This is a genomic window from Pseudomonas sp. LS.1a, from assembly GCF_022533585.1.
Taxonomy (GTDB): domain Bacteria; phylum Pseudomonadota; class Gammaproteobacteria; order Pseudomonadales; family Pseudomonadaceae; genus Aquipseudomonas.
The window spans coordinates 1,213,254-1,234,201 of record NZ_CP092827.1 but is presented as its reverse complement, the minus strand read 5'-3'; the positions used below and the strand labels follow the sequence as shown (position 1 = coordinate 1,234,201).

At 63.7% G+C, this 20,948-nt stretch carries 19 protein-coding genes; 10 read left to right on the top strand and 9 right to left on the bottom strand.

The genetic code is table 11. The annotated features are described in order from the left end of the window. Positions 1 to 61: 61 nt before the first annotated feature. From ispC to rpsB, 7 genes are all read right to left on the bottom strand, one after another. Positions 62 to 1,252 carry a 1-deoxy-D-xylulose-5-phosphate reductoisomerase gene (ispC, locus tag MKK04_RS05710; RefSeq protein WP_233687946.1) on the bottom strand — a complete coding sequence of 397 codons (1,191 nt, stop codon included), beginning with the start codon at positions 1,250 to 1,252 and terminating at the stop codon, positions 62 to 64. Next, positions 1,249 to 2,064: a phosphatidate cytidylyltransferase gene (locus MKK04_RS05705; RefSeq protein WP_063911508.1), complete on the bottom strand. Its 816-nt coding sequence runs from the start codon at positions 2,062 to 2,064 to the stop codon at positions 1,249 to 1,251. Before MKK04_RS05705 ends, ispC begins: the two co-directional genes overlap by 4 nt. Beyond that, positions 2,064 to 2,819 (bottom strand): polyprenyl diphosphate synthase, encoded by a 756-nt coding sequence (uppS, locus tag MKK04_RS05700; RefSeq protein ID WP_207829454.1) that lies wholly within the window; start codon positions 2,817 to 2,819, stop codon positions 2,064 to 2,066. The genes MKK04_RS05705 and uppS overlap by 1 nt, the downstream gene beginning before the upstream one ends. Before the next feature lie 15 nt (positions 2,820 to 2,834). Continuing rightward, complete coding sequence (gene frr, locus MKK04_RS05695) at positions 2,835 to 3,392, bottom strand: ribosome recycling factor (protein ID WP_025337974.1); 558 nt, start codon at positions 3,390 to 3,392, stop codon at positions 2,835 to 2,837. Continuing rightward, positions 3,389 to 4,132, bottom strand: a complete 744-nt coding sequence (gene pyrH, locus MKK04_RS05690; protein ID WP_003252294.1) for a UMP kinase — start codon at positions 4,130 to 4,132, stop codon at positions 3,389 to 3,391. Before pyrH ends, frr begins: the two co-directional genes overlap by 4 nt. Before the next feature lie 180 nt (positions 4,133 to 4,312). Further along, positions 4,313 to 5,176 carry a translation elongation factor Ts gene (gene tsf / locus MKK04_RS05685; RefSeq protein WP_207829456.1) on the bottom strand — a complete coding sequence of 288 codons (864 nt, stop codon included), beginning with the start codon at positions 5,174 to 5,176 and terminating at the stop codon, positions 4,313 to 4,315. 186 nt (positions 5,177 to 5,362) lie between these two features. After that, positions 5,363 to 6,100: a 30S ribosomal protein S2 gene (gene rpsB / locus MKK04_RS05680; protein WP_003252287.1), complete on the bottom strand. Its 738-nt coding sequence runs from the start codon at positions 6,098 to 6,100 to the stop codon at positions 5,363 to 5,365. A 413-nt stretch (positions 6,101 to 6,513) separates the two neighbouring features. Between rpsB and map the strand changes: the two genes are divergently transcribed. Genes map through dapC form a run of 3 tightly spaced genes read left to right on the top strand, consistent with a single transcriptional unit; the run spans position 6,514 to position 11,267 of the window. Then, positions 6,514 to 7,296 carry a type I methionyl aminopeptidase gene (map, locus tag MKK04_RS05675; RefSeq protein WP_004375406.1) on the top strand — a complete coding sequence of 261 codons (783 nt, stop codon included), beginning with the start codon at positions 6,514 to 6,516 and terminating at the stop codon, positions 7,294 to 7,296. 41 nt (positions 7,297 to 7,337) lie between these two features. Further along, the gene (locus tag MKK04_RS05670; RefSeq protein ID WP_207829457.1) at positions 7,338 to 10,040 is read left to right on the top strand and encodes a [protein-PII] uridylyltransferase; all 2,703 of its coding nucleotides are present in this window, start codon (positions 7,338 to 7,340) and stop codon (positions 10,038 to 10,040) included. Between the two features lie 30 nt (positions 10,041 to 10,070). Further along, the gene (dapC, locus tag MKK04_RS05665) at positions 10,071 to 11,267 is read left to right on the top strand and encodes a succinyldiaminopimelate transaminase (RefSeq protein ID WP_207829461.1); all 1,197 of its coding nucleotides are present in this window, start codon (positions 10,071 to 10,073) and stop codon (positions 11,265 to 11,267) included. 151 nt (positions 11,268 to 11,418) lie between these two features. Here the strand turns inward: dapC and MKK04_RS05660 are convergent, their stop codons facing one another. Continuing rightward, positions 11,419 to 13,065: a Na+/H+ antiporter gene (locus MKK04_RS05660; protein WP_207829462.1), complete on the bottom strand. Its 1,647-nt coding sequence runs from the start codon at positions 13,063 to 13,065 to the stop codon at positions 11,419 to 11,421. Between the two features lie 246 nt (positions 13,066 to 13,311). Between MKK04_RS05660 and MKK04_RS05655 the strand changes: the two genes are divergently transcribed. From MKK04_RS05655 to MKK04_RS05630, 6 genes are all read left to right on the top strand, one after another. Then, entirely contained in the window at positions 13,312 to 13,590 is a 279-nt protein-coding gene (locus MKK04_RS05655) for a type II toxin-antitoxin system RelE/ParE family toxin (RefSeq protein ID WP_082810539.1), read from the top strand. A gap of 8 nt (positions 13,591 to 13,598) precedes the next feature. Further along, positions 13,599 to 13,898, top strand: a complete 300-nt coding sequence (graA, locus tag MKK04_RS05650; RefSeq protein WP_207829464.1) for a type II toxin-antitoxin system antitoxin GraA — start codon at positions 13,599 to 13,601, stop codon at positions 13,896 to 13,898. A 126-nt stretch (positions 13,899 to 14,024) separates the two neighbouring features. After that, positions 14,025 to 14,372 (top strand): ArsC family reductase, encoded by a 348-nt coding sequence (locus MKK04_RS05645; protein ID WP_075043977.1) that lies wholly within the window; start codon positions 14,025 to 14,027, stop codon positions 14,370 to 14,372. Between the two features lie 31 nt (positions 14,373 to 14,403). Continuing rightward, a complete protein-coding gene (gene dapD / locus MKK04_RS05640; RefSeq protein WP_063911503.1) occupies positions 14,404 to 15,438 on the top strand; it encodes a 2,3,4,5-tetrahydropyridine-2,6-dicarboxylate N-succinyltransferase in 1,035 nt (344 codons plus the stop codon). A gap of 120 nt (positions 15,439 to 15,558) precedes the next feature. Further along, positions 15,559 to 16,764 carry a cysteine desulfurase gene (locus tag MKK04_RS05635; RefSeq protein WP_207829465.1) on the top strand — a complete coding sequence of 402 codons (1,206 nt, stop codon included), beginning with the start codon at positions 15,559 to 15,561 and terminating at the stop codon, positions 16,762 to 16,764. After that, positions 16,761 to 17,171, top strand: a complete 411-nt coding sequence (locus tag MKK04_RS05630) for a SufE family protein (RefSeq protein WP_233693937.1) — start codon at positions 16,761 to 16,763, stop codon at positions 17,169 to 17,171. The genes MKK04_RS05635 and MKK04_RS05630 overlap by 4 nt, the downstream gene beginning before the upstream one ends. Positions 17,172 to 17,282: 111 nt before the next feature. On the opposite strand, the gene tcdA is transcribed toward MKK04_RS05630, so the two are convergent. After that, complete coding sequence (gene tcdA / locus MKK04_RS05625) at positions 17,283 to 18,092, bottom strand: tRNA cyclic N6-threonylcarbamoyladenosine(37) synthase TcdA (RefSeq protein ID WP_207829470.1); 810 nt, start codon at positions 18,090 to 18,092, stop codon at positions 17,283 to 17,285. A gap of 119 nt (positions 18,093 to 18,211) precedes the next feature. On the opposite strand from tcdA, the gene MKK04_RS05620 reads away from it, so the two are divergent. Beyond that, complete coding sequence (locus tag MKK04_RS05620) at positions 18,212 to 20,803, top strand: glycosyltransferase (RefSeq protein ID WP_207829472.1); 2,592 nt, start codon at positions 18,212 to 18,214, stop codon at positions 20,801 to 20,803. Positions 20,804 to 20,948 lie beyond the last annotated feature (145 nt).

Here is a 20,948-nt window from a genome sequence, read left to right as displayed (position 1 = left end):
GAATGATGTTCAGCGGGCTGGCATCATGCCCAGCCCCCTCGTGAACCGTGGCGGGCCTGCATCAGCGACCGTGACGCCTCAGCCACTCACGGGAAAGCTCCCGGGCACGCTGGTCGGCGGCGAACACCGCGTCCAGCGACGGCAGCGGTACGACGGGCTCCTGATCGAGCACCTGTTCGATCATACCCGCGATCTCCGGGAAGCGGATACGCCGCTGGAGAAATGCCTCGACCGCAACCTCGTTGGCCGCATTGAGCACGGCTGGTGCGCTGTTGCCGGCTTCGGCAGCCTGCCGCGCCAGGCGCAGGCAAGGGAAGCGCTGTTCGTCGGGCGCCTGGAAATCCAGACGGGCGATGGCGAACAGGTCCAGCGGGGCCACCCCGGAGTCGATCCGCTCGGGCCAGGCCAGGGCGTTGGCGATGGGCGTGCGCATGTCCGGGTTACCCAGCTGCGCCAGCACCGAACCGTCCACGTAGTCCACCAGGGAGTGGATCACGCTTTGCGGGTGCACCACCACCTCGACCCTGGCCGGTGCGGCATCGAACAGCCAGCAAGCCTCGATCAGCTCCAGGCCCTTGTTCATCATGCTGGCCGAATCCACGGAAATCTTGCGCCCCATGGACCAGTTGGGGTGCGCGCAGGCTTGTTCCGGGGTGACGTCCAGCAGCGCCTCGACGGGAGTCTCGCGGAACGGGCCGCCGGAGGCGGTGAGCAGGATCCGGCGCACGCCGACGGCACTCAGACCGCGCGCGTAGTCGCCGGGCATGCACTGGAAGATCGCGTTGTGCTCGCTGTCGATCGGCAGCAGCACGGCACCACTGCGCCGCACCGCCTCCATGAACAGCGCGCCGGACATCACCAGCGCTTCCTTGTTGGCCAGCAACACCTTCTTGCCTGCCTCGACCGCCGCCAGGGTGGGACGCAGGCCGGCGGCGCCGACAATGGCCGCCATCACCGCATCCACTTCCGACGCAGAAGCCACCTGGCACAGCCCGGCCTCGCCTTCCAGTACCTCGGTGGCGCAGCCCGCCGCAGCCAGGCTTTCGCGCAGTCGCGCGGCCGCCTCGGCGCTCGGCACCACGGCGAACACCGGGCGATGGCGAACGCACAGGGCCAGCAATTCGTCGATACGCGAATAGCCACTCAGGGCGAACACCTGGTAGCGGTCGGGGTGGCGTGCGATGACGTCCAGCGTGCTCAGGCCGATGGAGCCGGTGGCCCCCAGCACGGTAATACGCTGCGGACGACTCACATCACACCCCATTCGGCAGCCCACAGCAGCACGGCGAAAATCGGGATCGCCGCGGTCAGGCTGTCGATGCGGTCAAGCACCCCACCGTGCCCGGGCAACAGGTTGCTGCTGTCCTTGATGCCGGAACGGCGCTTGAACATGCTTTCGGTCAGGTCACCGACCACCGAAGACATGACCACCAGCGCGGCACCCAGCAGGCCCAGCAGGATCTGGCCGAAGCCCCAGTCGCGGCTGATGCCGACCACCAAGGTAATCGCCAGGCTGACCACCAGGCCGCCATACACGCCCTCCCAGCTCTTGCCCGGGCTGACCTGTGGCGCCAGCTTGCGCTTGCCGAAGGCACGGCCAGAGAAGTAAGCGCCAATATCGGCAGCCCACACCAGCACCATGACCGACAGGATCAGCCAGTTACCCAACGGCCAGTGCTTGAGCAGCACCAGCCCCTGCCAGGCCGGCAGCAATACCAGCAGGCCGATCAGCAAGCGGCAGGCAGCACTGGCCCACAGCTCACTGCTGCGCGGGTAGGTAAGCACCAGCCAGGTGGCCAACCCCCACCAGATCACTGCGGCACCCAGCACCCAGGGTGCCAGCTCCGGAAGGATGTACAGCAGCATCAGCGCTCCGGCGACGACCACGGCATAGGCGATGCGCAGCGGCTGGGCCATCAGCCCGGCCAGGCGCGCCCACTCCCAGGCGCCGAGGGTCACCACGAAGCCGATGAACAGGGCGAAATCCCCACCATTGAGCAGGAAGAAGCCACCCAGCGCGACCGGCAGCAGGATCAGCGCGGTAATGATGCGTTGTTTAAGCATTAAGCACGAGCTCCAGCCTCGACCTGCTCGCTGGTCTTACCGAAGCGGCGCTGGCGCGAAGCGAAATCGGCCAGGGCGTTGCGCATGGCCTCGTGTTTGAAGTCCGGCCAGTACAGGTCGGAGAAGTACAACTCGGCGTAGGCCAGCTGCCACAGCAGGAAGTTGCTGATGCGGTGCTCGCCGCCAGTGCGGATGCACAGGTCCGGCAGCGGCAGTTCGCCGGTTGCCAGGCAGGTCTGCAGCAGGCCCGGGGTGATGTCTTCCGGGCGCAGGTGCCCGGCTTGCACTTCCCGCGCCAGCCGCTGGGCGGCCTGGGCGATGTCCCACTGGCCACCGTAGTTGGCCGCGATCTGCAGGATGAAGCGGTTGTTGCCGGCGGTCAGCGCCTCGGCCTCGCGCATGGCGGCCTGCAGCTCGGGATGGAAACGCGAACGGTCACCAATGATTCGCAGGCTGATGTTGTTCTCGTTGAGGCGCTTGGCCTCGCGGCGCAGGGCCGAAAAGAACAACTCCATCAGCGCACCCACCTCTTCGGCGGGGCGCTGCCAGTTCTCGCTGGAGAAGGCGAACAGGGTCAGCACCTCGACCCCGGACTCGGCACAGACTTCGATGACCGCGCGAACGGCGTCGACACCCGCCTTGTGCCCGGCGACGCCGGGCAGCAGGCGCTTTTTCGCCCAGCGGTTGTTGCCATCCATGATGATCGCGACATGACGCGGCACCGAGGACGGCACCGCTGGCTTGGTCTTTTCCATTAAAAAACCCCGGCCTTAGACGGCCATCAGGTCCTTTTCCTTGGCTTTGAAGGCAGCATCGACCTCGGCAACGTACTTGTCGGTCAGTTTCTGGATCTCGTCAGCGGCACGACGCTCTTCGTCTTCGCTGATTTCCTTGTCCTTGGTCAGCTTCTTCAGGTCGGCCAGGGCGTCACGGCGCACGTTGCGCACGGCCACCTTGGCATCCTCGGCAACGCCACTGGCCTGCTTGGTGTAGCCCTTGCGGGTTTCCTCGGTCAGGGCCGGCATCGGCACACGGATGGTGGTACCGGCGCTGGACGGGTTCAGGCCCAGGTCGGAGGTGAGGATGGCCTTCTCGATGGCGGCGCTGAGGTTCTTGTCGTGGGCGACGATCTTCAGGGTACGGGCATCTTCGACGGTGATCGCGGCCACCTGGTTCAGCGGCATCTCGCTACCCCAGGCCGGGACCTTGACGCTGTCCAGGATGCTTGGGTGGGCGCGACCGGTGCGGATTGCCGCCAGGTTGCGAGCCAGGGCCTCGAGGGACTTGGTCATGCGCTCCTGCGCGTCTTTCTTGATGTCGTTGATCATGCTTGGCCTTCCTCGATCAGAGTACCTTCAGCGCCACCCACCACGATGTTCAGCAGGGCGCCAGGCTTGTTCATGTTGAATACCCGCAATGGCATCTTGTGGTCACGGCACAGGCAGATTGCGGTCAGGTCCATCACACCCAGCTTGCGATCCAGGACCTCGTCGTAGGTCAGGTGATCGAACTTCTCGGCATGCGGGTCCTTGAATGGATCGGCAGTGTACACACCATCGACCTTGGTCGCCTTCAGCACCACGTCGGCATCGATTTCGATGGCGCGCAGGCAGGCCGCGGAGTCGGTGGTGAAGAACGGGTTGCCGGTACCGGCGGAGAAAATTACCACATCCCCGGAGTTGAGGTGGCGAATAGCTTTGCGACGATCGTAATGATCGGTGACACCGACCATGGAAATGGCCGACATGACCAGGGCCGGGATGTTCGAGCGCTCCAGCGCATCGCGCATGGCCAGGCCGTTCATCACGGTGGCCAGCATACCCATGTGGTCACCGGTGACGCGGTCCATGCCGGCTGCACTGAGCGCGGCGCCGCGGAACAGGTTGCCACCACCGATCACCAGGCCGACCTGGACTCCGATCCCTACCAGCTGGCCAACTTCGAGGGCCATGCGATCCAGCACTTTCGGGTCGATCCCGAAGTCTTCCGAGCCCATCAGGGCCTCGCCGCTAAGTTTGAGCAAAATGCGTTTATAGCGAGGTTGGCGACCACTCACCTGCTGAGCCATTGCGAGTCTCTCCTGCGGCGTACTTTTAGAAAATTCGTGCGGGCTGTTTGCAGCCTGCTAACTGTAGCGTGGCACCGCTTCGGTGCCAGCGACGACGGGCCTTATAAACCCTTCGCCGTTTTGACAAAGAGGCTGCGCGCGTGAGCGGGCAGCCTCTTTGGGGCGACAGACGGGGCTGTCTTACTGCTTGGCAGCAGCGACCTGAGCGGCAACTTCTTCAGCGAAGTTGTCGACTGGCTTCTCGATGCCTTCGCCGACCTTGAAGTAGGTGAAGGAAACGATTTCAGCGCCGGCTTTCTTGGCCAGCTCGCCAACCTTGACTTCCGGGTTCATGACGAAGGCTTGCTCGACCAGCGAGGCTTCGGCCAGGAACTTCGAGATACGACCTTTGATCATGTTCTCGACGATGTTTTCCGGCTTGCCGGCGATCTTGTCAGCGTTCAGCTGCAGGAAGACGCCCTTCTCACGCTCGATCGCTTCGGCCGAAACTTCCGACGGCAGCAGGAACTCAGGGTTCGAAGCTGCAACGTGCATGGCGATGTTCTTGGCCAGGTCGACGTCGCCGCCTTTCAGGACAACGGCAGCGCCGATCTTGTTGCCGTGCAGGTAGGCACCGACAACGTCACCTTCAACGCGCACCAGGCGACGGATGTTGACGTTCTCGCCGCACTTGGCAACCAGGGCTTCACGAGCAGCTTCACGCGAGGCGATCAGCGGAGCGGCATCGGTCAGCTTCTGGGCGAAGGCTTCTTCGATGCTGTCGGCAACGAAGTTCTTGAAGTCGTCTTGCAGGGCCAGGAAGTCGGTCTGCGAGTTCACTTCCAGCAGGACGGCGGATTTACCGTCGGTCTTGACGGCGATAGCGCCTTCAGCAGCGACGTTGCCAGCCTTTTTGGCGGCCTTGATGGCGCCCGAGGCACGCATGTCGTCAATGGCTTTTTCGATGTCGCCGCCGGCCTTTTCCAGGGCCTTCTTGCAATCCATCATGCCTTCGCCGGTACGCTCGCGCAGTTCTTTTACCAGCGCTGCAGTAATTGCTGCCATTTCAAAATCCTCTTGGAAAGTTTTTCAACCATTCCACCCGTTCGTCACGGGCGTTCAATTCTGCAAATCCGCTGTGTTTGTCTCAGCGAGCCCATGATGCGGGGCCGATGCTGACAGCAGGATTTCAAGGTGGCAAAAAGGGGGCAGAGCCCCCTTTTTGCGTGCCAAGTCGACGCTAGCGTCTAATTACTCGGCAGCAGGTGCAGCCGCTTCTTCAGCGTAAACTTCGGTGCCGCCGGCAACGTTGTTGCGGCCGCGGATGACAGCGTCAGCCATCGAAGTCATGTACAGCTCGATAGCGCGGATGGCGTCATCGTTACCTGGGATGATGTAGTCAACACCTTCCGGGCTGCTGTTGGTATCGACAACGCCGATAACCGGGATGCCCAGCTTGTTGGCTTCGGTGATCGCGATGCGCTCGTGATCAACGTCGATCACGAACAGAGCGTCTGGCAGACCGCCCATGTCCTTGATACCGCCCAGGCTGCGATCCAGTTTTTCCAGATCGCGGGAGCGCATCAGGGCTTCTTTCTTGGTCAGCTTGGCGAAAGTGCCGTCTTCGGCCTGGGTTTCCAGGTCGCGCAGACGCTTGATCGAAGCGCGGATGGTCTTGTAGTTGGTCAGCATGCCGCCCAACCAACGGTGGTCAACGTACGGCGAACCGCAACGAGCAGCTTGCTCGGCGACGATCTTGCCGGCGGAACGCTTGGTGCCGACGAACAGGATCTTGTTCTTGCCCTGGGCCAGGCGCTCTACGAACGACAGAGCGTCGTTGAACATCGGCAGGGTTTTTTCCAGGTTGACGATGTGGATCTTGTTACGCGCGCCGAAAATGTACTTGCCCATTTTCGGGTTCCAGTAACGGGTCTGGTGGCCGAAGTGCACACCGGCCTTCAGCATATCGCGCATGTTGACTTGGGACATGATAGTTCCTTGATAAGTCGGGTTGGGCCTCCACGTATCCCAATGACCAACCCGCGAATTCTGCAACTCGGGGCACCCAGGTCATCGTGTCGACACGTGTGTGGGTTAAGTGCTGACGGGGTCGTCCCCGAAAGCGGCGCATTTTATACCACAGACCGCGGCCGAACGGAACCCGGATACTGTTGCGTCCGTCAGCGGCTTTTGCAGCACCCCGCCAAACAGGCCAGAATGCTCCCTATGGATGACAGCTTCCTCAAGGGTAACGCGATTCCTGTGGGAGCTGGTTTGCCGGCGATGGGCTGCGCAGCAGCCCCAATTCTCTACCTGGATCCCGACCGATCGGTGCCCTGCTCTGCTAGAATCCGGCCTTTCCCGTTTGTTCGCGCCGTTCACGGCGCCGTAGAGAGCCTGTAATGACCGTCACCATCAAGACCGCAGAAGACATCGAGAAGATGCGCATCGCTGGCCGCCTGGCCGCCGAAGTGCTGGAAATGATCGAAGAACACGTCAAGCCCGGTGTCACCACCGAAGAGCTGGACCGCCTGTGCCACGACTACATCGTCAATGTCCAGCAGGCCATCCCGGCACCGCTCAACTACAAGGGCTACCCGAAGTCGATCTGCACCTCGATCAACCATGTGGTCTGCCACGGCATCCCCAACGACAAGCCACTCAAGGACGGTGACACGCTGAACATCGACGTCACCGTGATCAAGGACGGCTACCACGGCGACACCAGCCGCATGTTCCACGTCGGCACCGTGCCGGTATGGGCCGAGCGCCTGTCCAAGGTCACCCAGGAATGCATGTACAAGGCCATCGAACTGGTCAAGCCGGGCTGCCGCCTGGGCGACATCGGCGAAGTGATCCAGAAGCACGCTGAGAAGAACGGCTTCTCGGTGGTGCGCGAGTTCTGCGGCCACGGCATCGGCAAGGTATTCCACGAAGAGCCGCAGATCCTGCACTACGGCCGCGCCGGCACCGGCATGGAGCTCAAGGAAGGCATGACCTTCACCATCGAGCCGATGATCAACCAGGGCAAGGCCGACACCAAGGTGCTGGGCGACGGCTGGACCGCCATCACCAAGGACCGCAAGCTCTCGGCCCAGTGGGAACACACCCTGGTGGTGACCGCGACAGGTTATGAGATCTTCACCCTGCGCAAGGACGACACCATCCCGCGCACCTCGGCCTGAGCGCACTCCCACAGGCCAACCCACGACAGGAACGTGACGCGATGCCCCAGGTGGACCCCGAGCTGTTCGACCGCGGCCAGTTCCAGGCGGAACTGGCCCTCAAGGCGAGCCCCATCGCCGCCTTCAAGAAAGCCATCCGCCAGGCCGGCGAGGTGCTCGACAAACGTTTCCGTAGTGGCAGCGAAATCCGCCCGCTGATCGAAGCCCGCGCCTGGCTCGTCGACAATATCCTGCAACAGGCCTGGAACCAGTTCGACTGGGGCGACCACAGCGGCATCGCCCTGGTCGCGGTGGGTGGCTACGGGCGTGGTGAACTGCACCCGCATTCGGACATCGACCTGCTGATTTTGCTGGGCGCTGCCGAGCATGAGCAGTACCGCGACGCCATCGAGCGGTTTCTCACCCTGCTGTGGGACATCGGCCTGGAAGTGGGCCAGAGCGTGCGCACCGTCGACGAGTGCGCCGAACAGGCCCGCGCTGACCTGACGGTCATCACCAACCTGATGGAAAGCCGCACCATTGCCGGCCCCGAGACCCTGCGCCAGCACATGCTGGAGGTGACCAGCACTGCGCAGATGTGGCCGAGCAAGGACTTCTTCCTGGCCAAGCGAGCCGAACTCAAGGCCCGCCACCACAAGTACAACGACACCGAGTACAACCTCGAACCCAATGTGAAAGGTTCGCCCGGTGGCCTGCGCGACATCCAGACAGTGCTGTGGGTGGCCCGCCGCCAGTACGGCACCCTCAACCTGCATGCGCTGGCCGGCGAAGGTTTCCTGCTGGAAAGCGAGAACGAGCTGCTGGCCTCGTCCCAGGACTTCCTGTGGAAGGTGCGCTACGCCTTGCACATGCTTGCAGGGCGCGCCGAGGACCGTCTGCTGTTCGACCACCAGCGCAGCATCGCCGCACTGCTGGGCTACAGCGACGACAACCCCAAGCGGGCGATCGAGCAGTTCATGCAGCAGTACTACCGGGTGGTGATGAGCATCAGTCAGCTGTGCGACCTGATCATCCAGCACTTCGAGGAGGTCATCCTCGCCGATGACGACAGCGGCACCACCCAGCCGCTGAATGCGCGCTTCCGCCTGCATGACGGATATATAGAAGCGACCAGGCCGAACGTGTTCAAGCGCACGCCGTTCGCCATGCTGGAAATCTTCGTGCTGATGGCCCAGCACCCCGAGATCAAGGGTGTACGTGCCGATACCGTGCGGCTGCTGCGCGAGCACCGCCACCTGATCGACGACACCTTCCGCACCGATATCCGCAACACCAGCCTGTTCATCGAGCTGTTCAAGTGCGAAATCGGCATTCACCGCAACCTGCGGCGGATGAACCGCTACGGCATCCTTGGCCGCTACCTGCCGGAGTTCGGCCTGATCGTCGGGCAGATGCAGCACGACCTGTTCCACATCTATACGGTCGATGCACACACCCTCAACCTCATCAAGCACCTGCGCAAGCTGCAATACACGCCGGTGTCCGAGAAATTCCCGCTGGCCAGCAAGCTCATGGGCCGCCTGCCCAAGCCCGAGCTGATCTACCTGGCCGGCCTGTATCACGACATCGGCAAGGGCCGCCAGGGCGACCATTCCGAGCTGGGTGCGGTGGATGCGAAGAAGTTCTGCGAACGCCACCAGTTGCCCGCCTGGGACAGCCGGCTGATCGTCTGGCTGGTGCAGAACCACCTGGTGATGTCGACCACCGCCCAGCGCAAGGACCTGTCCGACCCGCAGGTGATCAACGACTTTGCCCTGCACGTGGGTGACGAGACGCGCCTGGACTACCTGTACGTGCTGACCGTGGCCGATATCAACGCCACCAACCCCAGCCTGTGGAACTCGTGGCGGGCCAGCCTGCTGCGCCAGCTGTACACCGAGACCAAGCGCGCCCTGCGCCGTGGCCTGGAAAACCCGCTGGACCGCGAAGAACAGATTCGCCAGACCCAATCGGCGGCGCTGGACATCCTGGTGCGCGAAGGCACCGACCCGGACGACGTCGAGCAGCTGTGGTCACAGCTGGGCGATGACTACTTCCTCAAGCACACCGCTGCCGACGTGGCCTGGCACAGTGACGCGATACTCCAGCAGCCGGCCGATGGCGGGCCGCTGGTGCTGATCAAGGAAACCACTCAGCGCGAGTTCGAGGGCGGCACGCAGATCTTCATCTACGCCCCCGACCAGCACGACTTCTTCGCCGTGACGGTGGCGGCCATGTCGCAGCTGAACCTGAACATTCATGACGCGCGGATCATCACCTCGAGCAGCCAGTTCACCCTCGACACCTACATCGTGCTGGACAACGACGGCGGCTCGATCGGCGACAACCCGCAGCGGGTCAAGCAGATTCGCGACGGCCTGACCGAAGCGCTGCGCAACCCCGAGGACTACCCGACCATCATCCAGCGTCGGGTGCCGCGCCAGCTCAAGCACTTCGACTTCCCGCCGCAGGTGACCATCCTCAACGATGCCCAGCGACCGGTGACCATCCTCGAAATCACCGCACCCGACCGCCCAGGCCTGCTGGCCCGGCTGGGGCGGATCTTCCTGGAGTTCGACCTGTCGCTGCAGAACGCCAAGATCGCCACCCTCGGCGAGCGGGTGGAAGACGTGTTCTTCATCACCGATGCCGACAACCAGCCGCTGTCCGACCCACAGCTGTGCAGCCGCCTGCAGGAGGCCATCGTCCAGCAGCTGCAGGCCGGCCAGGCCAGCGATGCCAGCCCTACCCGCGTGACCTTTTAACGACTAGACGATTGACGAGACCTTGCGCCGATGAACCATGCCTTGACCCAGCTTCAGCCCTATCCGTTCGAGAAGCTTCGCGCCCTGCTGGGCAGCGTGAAGCCTGCGGCGGACAAACGCGCCATCGCCCTGTCGATCGGTGAGCCGAAGCACGAATCGCCGGCGTTCGTCGCCCAGGCCATGGCCGACAACCTCGACAAGCTGGCGGTGTACCCAAGCACCATCGGCCTGCCGGCCCTGCGCCAGGCCATTGGCCAGTGGTGCGAGCGGCGCTTTGGCGTACCGGCCGGCTGGCTGGACGCCGACCGCCACATCCTGCCGGTCAACGGCACCCGTGAAGCGCTGTTCGCCTTCACCCAGGCCGTGGTCAACCGCGCCGATGACGGCCTGGTGGTCAGCCCCAATCCGTTCTACCAGATCTACGAAGGCGCAGCCCTGCTGGCCGGTGCCACCCCGCACTACCTGCCGTGCCTGGAAAGCAACGGTTTCAACCCCGACTTCGACGCCGTGCCGGCTGAAGTGTGGAAGCGCTGCCAGATCCTGTTCCTGTGCTCGCCGGGCAACCCCACCGGCGCACTGGTGCCGATGGCCACCCTGAAGAAGCTGATCGCCCTGGCCGACGAGCACGACTTCGTGATTGCCGCCGACGAGTGCTACAGCGAGCTGTACTTCGACGAGGACGCCCCGCCACCGGGCCTGCTGACGGCCTGTGCGGAACTGGGCCGCAGCGACTTCAAGCGCTGCGTGGTTTTCCATAGCCTGTCCAAGCGCTCCAACCTGCCGGGCCTGCGCTCGGGCTTCGTCGCCGGTGATGCCGAGATCATCAAGCCGTTCCTGCTGTACCGTACCTACCACGGCTGCGCCATGCCGGTACAAACCCAGCTGGCCAGCATCGCCGCCTGGCAGGACGAGGCGCATGTACGCGAGAACCGCGACCAGTACCGCGCCAAGTACGATGCCGTGCTGGATATCCTGCAGCCGGTGCTGGACGTGCAGCGTCCGGATGGCAGCTTCTACCTGTGGGCCAAGGTACCCGGCGGCGATGCCGAGTTTACCCGCGACCTGTTCGAGGCCCAGCATGTGACGGTGGTGCCGGGGTCGTACCTGTCGCGTGAAGTGGATGGCGTGAACCCGGGCGCCGGCCGCGTGCGCATGGCGCTGGTTGCACCGTTGGCCGAGTGCATCGAGGCGGCGGAGCGGATTCGCGCATTCCTGCAGAACCGCTGATTCGACAGGGGCCGTACAATTCTTGAGTGTTGTGCAGTGCCAGTGGGAGCGGGTTTACCCGCGAACACCGGCACTGCCGGTGCCATGCACCGCGTCGCCTGATTCGCGGGTAAACCCGCTCCCACAGGGCCGCGAAGCGGCCCCCTGCGGTCTACCTGACCGACCCTAGGTTTGCCTCACTCATATCCAGCTCCCCCAGCACCTGCCGCACCACTTCATCCCCCACCAGATGCTTGCGGTGCAGCTCATACAGCTCCAGCCGCTGAGCCCGTAGCGCACGCAGGCGCAAACGCCGCTCCAGCAAATCCATCTGTTCAGCCAGGGCCTTGGCCTCGGCGCTGTCATTGTAGCTGTCCAGCTCATCCCGGTACTCAGCCATCAAGCGCGCCTTCAACTCGGTTGCCAAGGTCGCCTGCGCGGCATCCTGTGGCGCATTGCTGTCGATCACTTCCTCTGCCTCCAGCGCATGGATTGCCGCCTCGGCCGTGCGCCGCCAGGCCTCCTGCACTTCCTGGTGCAAACGCTCGTCCGGGCTCTTGGTCACCCCGCGCAGCAGCAGCGGCAGCGCGATACAGGCACTGATCAACGACAGCAGGATCACCCCGGCCGCAATGAAGATCAGCAGGTCACGCTCCGGGAAGGCCTTGCCTGCTCCCATCAGCAACGGGATCGACATCACGCCGGCCAGGGTGACCGCACCACGCACACCGCCCAGGGTCAGCAACCAGCAGGAACGCGCCGTGGGCATCAGCACCAGCGCCGGCTTGCCGCGCCAGCGGCGTACCACACCGATCGAGCGCCAGATGCTCTGCACCCAGATGAACCGCAGCAAGATCAGCGCCACAAAGATCGCCACCACGTCCAGGCAGCGCCAGGCCAGGGTCGGCCAGACGGTGGGTTCATGGCTGACCACGGCCTTGATGATGTCCGGCAGTTGCAGGCCCAGCAGCAGGAAGATCAGACCGTTGAAAGCGAACTCCAGCAGCGACCACACGCTGCGGTTGAGCAGGCGCGTACTGGTCTGCCGTGGCAGCAGGTCGAGCCAGCTCTGCATCATGCCGGCCGCCACCGCCGAAAGAATGCCCGACACACCCAGGCGCTCGGCCAGTACGTAGGCAGCGAACGGCAGCAGTAACATGAACACCACGTGGGTGGCCGGGTCGTCCCAGCCGCGGGCGATCATCCACGCGCGCAAGCGGCCGATCAACCAGCTCAGGGCCACACCCACCGCCAGGCCGCCCAGGGCGACCAGAACGAAGCTGAAGCTGGCGTCGGTCAGCGAGAATACCCCGGTGATCGCCGCTGCCAGGGCGAACTTGAAGGTCACCAGGCCCGAGGCATCGTTCATCAGGGCCTCGCCCTGGAGCATGTGCATCAGCGGGGTGGGCAGGCGGTCCTGGGTAATGGCCGAAACCGCCACGGCGTCGGTCGGCGACAACACGGCAGCCAGGGCGAAGGCCACTGGCAGCGGGATGCTCGGCAGCAGCCAGTGAATGAAGTAACCGGCTCCGACCACGGTAAACAGCACCAGGCCCACGGCCAGCGCTACCACCGGCCCGCGAATGCGCCACAACTCGCGCTTGGGAATGCGCCAGCCGTCGGCGAACAGCAACGGCGGCAGGAACAGGAACAGGAACAACTCGGGGTCCAGGGCCACATGCAGGCCCAGCGTCGGCCACGCCAGCAAGGCGCCGGCGGCGATCTGTACCAGTGGCAAGGGCAGCGGAATCATGCGGCCGACCAGCTTCGACACGCTGACCAGCGTCAGCAGGATGAGGACGGTGTAGGCGGACTGCATCCGGGAAAGCTTCCTTTGTGAACCAGAAACGACAACAAGGCGAAACATCGCCATTGAAACAATATGTTAGCGGCGATGGGCGATTCGGGGCCGCTGCACGATAGTCGCAGGTGGCGGATGAATATGTAACATGATGATACCCAGCACGTGACTGACGTTGGCGAGCATCTTGCGCTAGTCAGGCTTGAACTGCTGGGATCCCGTCGTATAATCAACCTTAACGAATAACGTTAAGCATTCAGCCTCATGATTCGAAGCTTTAGCTGTGCCGACACGGAAGCACTTTTTACTCATGGAAAGACACGGCGTTGGTCAGATATCAAGTCAGTTGCGGAACGCAAACTGGCCATGCTCGATGCCGCAACAGAGCTGCGAGACCTTCGGTCGCCACCTGGCAACCGTCTCGAGGCATTGAGCGGCAACCGAGCAGGCCAGCACAGTATCCGTGTCAATGACCAATGGCGCCTGTGCTTTATCTGGACCGACAACGGGCCGATTAACGTTGAAATTGTCGATTACCACTGAGGTGCATCATGCTCAAGAACGGTATGCGTCCGATTCATCCCGGAGAAGTCCTGCGTGAGGACTTCCAGAAAGAGATGGGTTTCAGCGCCGCGGCACTGGCCCGGGCGCTAGGGGTTGCCACACCAACCGTCAACAACATCCTGCGTGAACGGGGCGGTGTTTCCGCCGACATGGCGCTGCGCCTGTCCATCTGCCTGGACACCACCCCCGAGTTCTGGCTCAACCTGCAGACCGCCTTCGATCTGCGCACCGCTGAACAGCAACACGGTGACAAGATCATCGGTTCGGTACAGCGCCTGGTCGCTTGAGACATACCTTGATCAGTAAACATGGGCACCACGGGCGTGGCGCCGCGAGGATCGTTCCCGCATAATCCCGCGACTGAAATCGGAAAACGGAGAGGTTGGGGCCGCCTGTGATCCCCAATGCACACAATGACCTACACGCTCTACGGCATCAAAGCCTGTGACACCATGAAGAAGGCACGTACCTGGCTCGAAGACCAGGCCATTGCCTACGAATTCCACGACTACAAGACCCAAGGCATCGACCGTGACAGCCTGAACCGCTGGTGCGACGAACACGGCTGGGAAGTCATCCTCAACCGTGCCGGCACCACCTTCCGCAAGCTGGACGACGCCAGCAAGGCCGACCTCGACCAGGCCAAGGCCGTCGAGCTGATGCTGGCCCAGCCGTCGATGATCAAGCGCCCGGTGCTCGACCTTGGCGCGCGTACCCTGGTCGGCTTCAAGCCTGACCTGTACGCCGCTGCCCTGGCCTGAGCCCCTACCCTATTTCGCACGAGGTAATCACATGTCCAATACCCTGTTCAGCCTGGCCTTCGGTGTCGGCTCCCAGAACCGCCAGGGCGCCTGGCTGGAAGTGTTCTACGCACAACCGCTGCTCAACCCGAGCGCCGAACTGGTCGCCGCGGTAGCCCCTGTTCTCGGTTACCAAGGTGGCAACCAGGCCATCGCCTTCAGCAACGCCCAGGCCGCGCAACTGGCCGAAGCCGTGAAGGGTGTGGATGCCGCCCAGGCCGCCCTGCTGACCCGCCTGGCTGAAAGCCACAAGCCGCTGGTCGCCACCCTGCTGGCCGAAGACGCCGCACTGACCTCGACCCCAGAGGCCTACCTCAAGCTGCACCTGCTGTCGCACCGCCTGGTCAAGCCGCACGGCCTGAGCCTGGCCGGCATCTTCCCGCTGCTGCCGAACGTGGCCTGGACCAACCAGGGCGCGGTCGACCTGGCCGAACTGGCCGAACTGCAACTGGAAGCGCGTCTGAAGGGCGAGCTGCTGGAAGTGTTCTCGGTGGACAAGTTCCCGAAAATGACCGACTACGTGGTCCCGGCCGGCGTGCGTATCGCCGACACCGCCCGTGTGCGCCTGGGCGCCTACATCGGCGAAGGCACCACCATCATGCACGAAGGCTTCGTCAACTTTAACGCTGGCACCGAAGGCCCGGGCATGATCGAAGGCCGCGTTTCCGCTGGCGTGTTCGTCGGCAAGGGCTCGGACCTGGGCGGCGGCTGCTCGACCATGGGCACCCTGTCCGGCGGCGGCAACATCGTCATCAAGGTTGGCGAAGGCTGCCTGATCGGCGCCAACGCCGGTATCGGCATTCCGCTGGGTGACCGCAACACCGTCGAAGCCGGCCTGTACATCACCGCCGGTACCAAGGTGAACCTGCTGGACGAGAACAACCAGCTGGTCAAAGTGGTCAAGGCCCGTGACCTGGCCGGCCAGACCGACCTGCTGTTCCGCCGCAACTCGCTGAACGGCGCGGTGGAGTGCAAGACCCACAAGTCGGCCATCGAGCTGAACGAGGCGCTGCACGCGCACAACTGAGAATCCTTCAGCCCCTGTAAGCGCGAGCTTGCTCGCCAACAGCGGATTCTCAGCGTTTGAAATGTTAAGATCGGGTCTGGCACCACGCCAGACCCGATTTTCATTCCAGGCCCCGTGACCATGTTCCAGCCCTCCCCCTGGCGTGCCGATTTTCCCGCCATCGCCGCCCTGCAACGGCAACACCAGACCTACCTGGACAGCGCCGCCACCACCCAGAAGCCGCAAGCCCTGCTCGATGCCCTGAGCCATTACTATGGCCATGGCGCAGCCAACGTGCACCGAGCCCAGCACTTGCCCGGCGCACTGGCAACCCAGGCCTTCGAAACCAGCCGCGACAAGGTTGCCGCCTGGCTGAATGCGGCAGACTCGCGGCAGATCATCTTCACCCACGGCGCCACTTCGGCGCTGAACCTGCTGGCCTATGGCCTAGAACACCGCTTCGAGGCCGGTGACGAAATTGCCGTCAGTGCCCTGGAACACCATGCCAACCTGCTGCCCTGGCAACAGCTGGCGCGCCGGCGCAACCTGCGCCTGGTGGTGCTACCGCTGGATGCCCATGGCCGCATCGACCTGGACCAGGCGCTGCAACTGATCGGCCCACGCACCCGGGTGCTGGCGGTGAGCCAGCTGTCCAACGTGCTGGGCACCTGGCAGCCGCTGCCGGCGCTGCTGGCCCATGCCCGCGCCCAAGGCGCGCTGAGCGTGGTCGACGGTGCCCAGGGCGTGGTGCACGGCCGCCACGATGTGCAGCAGCTTGGCTGCGACTTCTATGTGTTCTCCAGCCACAAGCTGTACGGCCCGGAAGGTGTTGGCGTGCTTTACGGCCGTAGCCAGGCACTGGAACTGCTGCAGCACTGGCAGTTCGGCGGCGAGATGGTGCAACTGGCCGAGTACCACAGCGCCAGCTTCCGCCCGGCGCCGCTGGGGTTCGAAGCAGGCACGCCGCCGATCGCCGGGGTGATCGGCCTGGGGGCAACCCTGGACTACCTGGCCAGCCTCGATGCTCAGGCGCTCGAAACCCATGAAGCCAGCCTGCACCAGCACCTGCTGCGTGGCCTGACAGACCGCGATGGTGTACGCATCCTCGGCACGCCACAGGCGGCCCTTGCCAGTTTCGTCATCGAAGGCGTGCACAACGCCGACATCGCCCACCTGCTGACCGAGCAAGGCATTGCCGTGCGTGCCGGGCACCACTGTGCCATGCCGCTGCTGAAGGGCCTGGGCCTGGAGGGCGCGATCCGCGTGTCCTTGGGGCTGTATAACGACAGCGATGACTTGCAGCGTTTCTTCGAGGCACTGGACCAGGGCCTGGAGCTGTTGCGATGACCCTGCCGGATCAGGCGCGCCAGGCGCTGGAAGCTTTCGAGCAGGGCAAGGGCTGGGAACAGCGTGCGCGGCTGCTGATGCAGTGGGGCGACCGGCTGGAACCGCTGGCTGACACTGAAAAGACCGATGCCAACCGGGTGCATGGCTGCGAAAGCCTGGTATGGCTGGTGGCCGAGCAGGTTGAAGGGGTATGGCGCTTCAAGGCCAGTAGCGATGCGCGCTTGTTGCGCGGGCTGTTGGCGTTGTTGCTGGTGCGGGTGCAAGGGTTGGCCAATGAGGAACTGGCCGGGCTCGATCTGCGGGAGTGGTTCACTCAGCTGGGGCTGGAGCGCCAACTGTCGCCTTCGCGCAGCAATGGGCTGCATGCGGTGTTGCAGCGGATGGCGGAGCTGGCGTCTCCCCGCTAAATCGGTGCTGGCTTCTTCGCGGGTGAACCCGCTCCTACAGGATCCTCACCTTTCCTGAGAGAGATGTAGTACCTGTGGGAGCGGGTTTACCCGCGAAGAAGCCCACGCAGTCTATTCAGGCTTGACCCGCTCCGAAGGCCGCCGCGACCCCGCCACCAGTTTTTCCACCGCCTTGCTCGCCGCCACCATGCCAAAGGTCGCGGTCACCATCATCACCGCGCCAAAGCCACCCGAGCAGTCCAGCCGCACGCCTTCGCCCACGAAGCTTTTCTGCAGGCAAACGCTGCCATCGCCCTTGGGGTAGCGCAGCTGTTCGCTGGAGAACACGCAGGGCACGCCATAGTTGCGGCTGACATTGCGCGAGAAGTTGTAGTCGCGGCGCAGGGTGGAACGCACCCGCGAGGCCAGCGGGTCGTTGAAGGTCTTGTTCAGGTCGGCGATCTGGATCTGTGTCGGGTCGATCTGCCCGCCGGCGCCACCCGTGGTGACGATGGCAATCTTGCGCCGCCGGCACCAGGCGATCAGTGCCGCCTTGGCCATGACGCTGTCGATGCAGTCGATCACACAATCGAGGTTCTCGGTGATGTACTCGACCATGGTGTCGCGGGTAACGAAGTCGGCCACAGCATGCACCGTGCACGCCGGGTTGATCGCCCGCAGGCGCTCGGCCATGACCTCGACCTTGGGCCGCCCCACCTGCCCTTCCAGGGCATGGGCCTGGCGGTTGGTGTTGCTGACGCACACGTCGTCGAGGTCGAACAGGGTGATCTCGCCCACGCCACTGCGGGCCAGCGCTTCCGCCGCCCACGAGCCTACCCCGCCAATACCGACCACGGCCACGTGGGCCTGGCCCAGACGGTGCAACCCCTGGTCGCCATACAGCCGGGCAACGCCGGCGAAGCGTGGATCTTCTGTGCTCATGCTCATACCCCAAAAAACCGGCGCGCATTATATGCCAGCGGGCCCATGGCCTGCATCGTTAGGAAAGACACTACCAACCCTGCTTTAATGTCCTATCACTTCGACACAAATGGACGACAATGTCTTCACGTAAATTCGGCCTGAACCTGGTTGTGGTCCTGGCCATCGCCGCGTTGTTCACCGGGTTCTGGGCGCTGATCAACCGCCCGGTTTCCGCCCCCGCCTGGCCAGAACAGATCTCTGGCTTCTCCTATTCACCGTTCCGCCTTGGCGAAAGCCCGCAGAAGGGCCAGTACCCCAGTGACGACGAGATGCGCCAGGACCTGGAGCAGTTGAGCAAACTGACCGACAGCATCCGTATCTACACCGTGGAGGGCACACAGGCGGATATCCCGCGCCTGGCCGAGGAATTCGGCCTGCGGGTAACGCTGGGCATCTGGATCAGCCCGGACCTGGAGCGCAACGAGCGCGAAATCGCCACGGCCATCCAGCTGGCCAACACGTCGCGCAGCGTGGTGCGGGTGGTGGTCGGCAACGAGGCGCTGTTCCGTGAAGAAGTCACTCCGGAAAACCTGATCAAATACCTGGACCGGGTACGCGCAGCCGTCAAGGTGCCAGTGACCACCAGCGAGCAATGGCACATCTGGAAGGAAAACCCGCAGCTGGCCAAGCACGTCGACCTGATAGCCGCGCACATCCTGCCGTACTGGGAGTTCGTGCCGATGAAGGATTCGGTCGAGTTCGTACTCGACCGCGCCCGCGAGCTGAAACACCAGTTCCCGCGCAAACCCCTGCTGCTCTCGGAAGTTGGCTGGCCGAGCAACGGCCGCATGCGCGGCGGTGCCGATGCCACCCAGGCCGACCAGGCCATCTACCTGCGCACCTTGGTCAACACCCTCAATCGCCGTGGTTACAACTATTTCGTCATCGAAGCCTACGACCAGCCGTGGAAGGCCAGCGACGAAGGCTCGGTGGGCGCCTACTGGGGCGTGTACAACGCCGAACGCCAGCAGAAATTCAACTTCGACGGCCCGGTAGTGGCCATCCCGCAGTGGCGTGCCCTGGCGGTGGCCTCGGTGGTGCTGGCGATGATTGCCCTGATGGTGTTGTTCATCGACGGTTCGGCCCTGCGCCAGCGCGGCCGCACCTTCCTGACCTTCATCACCTTCCTGTGCGGGTCGGTGCTGGTTTGGATCGCCTACGACTACAGCCAGCAATACAGCACCTGGTTCAGCCTGACCGTGGGCGTGCTGCTGGCCCTCGGCGCGCTGGGCGTGTTCATCGTGCTGCTGACCGAGGCCCACGAACTGGCCGAGGCGGTATGGATACACAAGCGCCGGCGCGAGTTCCTGCCGGTGCAGGCCGACAGCGCCTACCGGCCCAAGGTATCGGTGCATGTGCCGTGCTACAACGAACCGCCCGAGATGGTGAAACAGACCCTCGATGCCCTGGCTGCGCTGGACTACCCCGACTACGAAGTGCTGGTGATCGACAACAACACCAAGGACCCGGCCGTGTGGGAGCCCCTCAAGGCCCATTGCGAGAAGCTCGGCGAGCGCTTCAGGTTCTTCCACGTCGCGCCCCTGGCCGGCTTCAAGGGCGGCGCGCTGAACTACCTGATCCCGCATACCGCCAAGGACGCCGAAGTGATCGCGGTGATCGACTCGGACTACTGCGTCGATCGCAACTGGCTCAAGCACATGGTGCCGCACTTCGCTGACCCGAAAATTGCCGTGGTGCAGTCGCCGCAGGACTACCGCGACCAGCACGAAAGCGCCTTCAAGAAGCTGTGCTACAGCGAGTACAAGGGCTTCTTCCACATCGGCATGGTCACCCGCAACGACCGTGACGCGATCATCCAGCACGGCACCATGACCATGACCCGGCGCAGCGTGCTGGAAGAGCTGGGCTGGGCCGAGTGGTGCATCTGCGAGGACGCCGAACTGGGCTTGCGGGTGTTCGAGAAAGGCCTGTCGGCCGCCTACGCCCACAACAGCTACGGCAAGGGCCTGATGCCCGATACCTTCATCGACTTCAAGAAGCAACGTTTCCGCTGGGCCTACGGCGCCATCCAGATCATCAAGCACCACGCCAGCGCCCTGCTGCGCGGCAAGGGCAGCGAGCTGACCCGCGGCCAGCGCTACCACTTCCTGGCCGGCTGGCTGCCGTGGATCGCCGATGGCATGAACATCTTCTTCACCATCGGCGCGCTGCTGTGGTCGGCGGCGATGATCATCGTGCCGCACCGGGTCGACCCGCCGTTGATGATCTTTGCCATTCCACCGCTGGCGCTGTTCTTCTTCAAGGTCGGCAAGATCGTCTTCCTCTACCGCCGCGCGGTGGGGGTGAACCTGAAGGATGCCTTTGCTGCGGCGCTGGCGGGGCTGGCGCTGTCGCATACCATCGCCAAGGCGGTGCTGTACGGGTTCTTCACCAGCAGCATGCCGTTCTTCCGCACACCGAAGAACGCCGACAGCCACGGGCTGCTGGTGGCGATTTCCGAAGCGCGGGAAGAGCTGTTCATCATGTTGCTGCTGTGGGGCGCGGCGCTGGGCATCTACCTGGTACAGGGGCTGCCGAGTTCGGACATGCGCTTCTGGGTGGCGATGTTGCTGGTGCAGTCGTTGCCTTATGTGGCGGCGCTGGTGATGGCCTTCCTGTCGTCGCTGCCCAAGCCCGTAGAAAAGGCTGCCGAACCGCAACAGGCTTGAGATCCTGGGGGGCGCTTTGCGCCCCTTTCGCGACACAAGGCCGCTCCTACAGATATTGCACACGCCTGATGGGCTGTGGTGATCCTGTAGGAGCGGCCTTGTGTCGCGACAGGGCCGCAAAGCGGCCCCAATGGCCCATCGGTTT

What these genes read in the sequence shown, in the direction of transcription:
- MKK04_RS05670 (WP_207829457.1), top strand. Translation starts at nt 7,338, where the DNA reads ATGCCCCAGGTGGACCCCGAGCTGTTCGACCGCGGCCAGTTCCAGGCG.
- dapD (WP_063911503.1), top strand. Translation starts at nt 14,404, where the DNA reads ATGTCCAATACCCTGTTCAGCCTGGCCTTCGGTGTCGGCTCCCAGAAC.
- tsf (WP_207829456.1), bottom strand. Translation starts at nt 5,176, where the DNA reads ATGGCAGCAATTACTGCAGCGCTGGTAAAAGAACTGCGCGAGCGTACC.
- MKK04_RS05645 (WP_075043977.1), top strand. Translation starts at nt 14,025, where the DNA reads ATGACCTACACGCTCTACGGCATCAAAGCCTGTGACACCATGAAGAAG.
- dapC (WP_207829461.1), top strand. Translation starts at nt 10,071, where the DNA reads ATGAACCATGCCTTGACCCAGCTTCAGCCCTATCCGTTCGAGAAGCTT.
- map (WP_004375406.1), top strand. Translation starts at nt 6,514, where the DNA reads ATGACCGTCACCATCAAGACCGCAGAAGACATCGAGAAGATGCGCATC.
- graA (WP_207829464.1), top strand. Translation starts at nt 13,599, where the DNA reads ATGCTCAAGAACGGTATGCGTCCGATTCATCCCGGAGAAGTCCTGCGT.
- MKK04_RS05660 (WP_207829462.1), bottom strand. Translation starts at nt 13,065, where the DNA reads ATGCAGTCCGCCTACACCGTCCTCATCCTGCTGACGCTGGTCAGCGTG.
- MKK04_RS05655 (WP_082810539.1), top strand. Translation starts at nt 13,312, where the DNA reads ATGATTCGAAGCTTTAGCTGTGCCGACACGGAAGCACTTTTTACTCAT.
- MKK04_RS05635 (WP_207829465.1), top strand. Translation starts at nt 15,559, where the DNA reads ATGTTCCAGCCCTCCCCCTGGCGTGCCGATTTTCCCGCCATCGCCGCC.
- MKK04_RS05630 (WP_233693937.1), top strand. Translation starts at nt 16,761, where the DNA reads ATGACCCTGCCGGATCAGGCGCGCCAGGCGCTGGAAGCTTTCGAGCAG.
- pyrH (WP_003252294.1), bottom strand. Translation starts at nt 4,132, where the DNA reads ATGGCTCAGCAGGTGAGTGGTCGCCAACCTCGCTATAAACGCATTTTG.
- MKK04_RS05705 (WP_063911508.1), bottom strand. Translation starts at nt 2,064, where the DNA reads ATGCTTAAACAACGCATCATTACCGCGCTGATCCTGCTGCCGGTCGCG.
- frr (WP_025337974.1), bottom strand. Translation starts at nt 3,392, where the DNA reads ATGATCAACGACATCAAGAAAGACGCGCAGGAGCGCATGACCAAGTCC.
- MKK04_RS05620 (WP_207829472.1), top strand. Translation starts at nt 18,212, where the DNA reads ATGTCTTCACGTAAATTCGGCCTGAACCTGGTTGTGGTCCTGGCCATC.
- rpsB (WP_003252287.1), bottom strand. Translation starts at nt 6,100, where the DNA reads ATGTCCCAAGTCAACATGCGCGATATGCTGAAGGCCGGTGTGCACTTC.
- tcdA (WP_207829470.1), bottom strand. Translation starts at nt 18,092, where the DNA reads ATGAGCACAGAAGATCCACGCTTCGCCGGCGTTGCCCGGCTGTATGGC.
- uppS (WP_207829454.1), bottom strand. Translation starts at nt 2,819, where the DNA reads ATGGAAAAGACCAAGCCAGCGGTGCCGTCCTCGGTGCCGCGTCATGTC.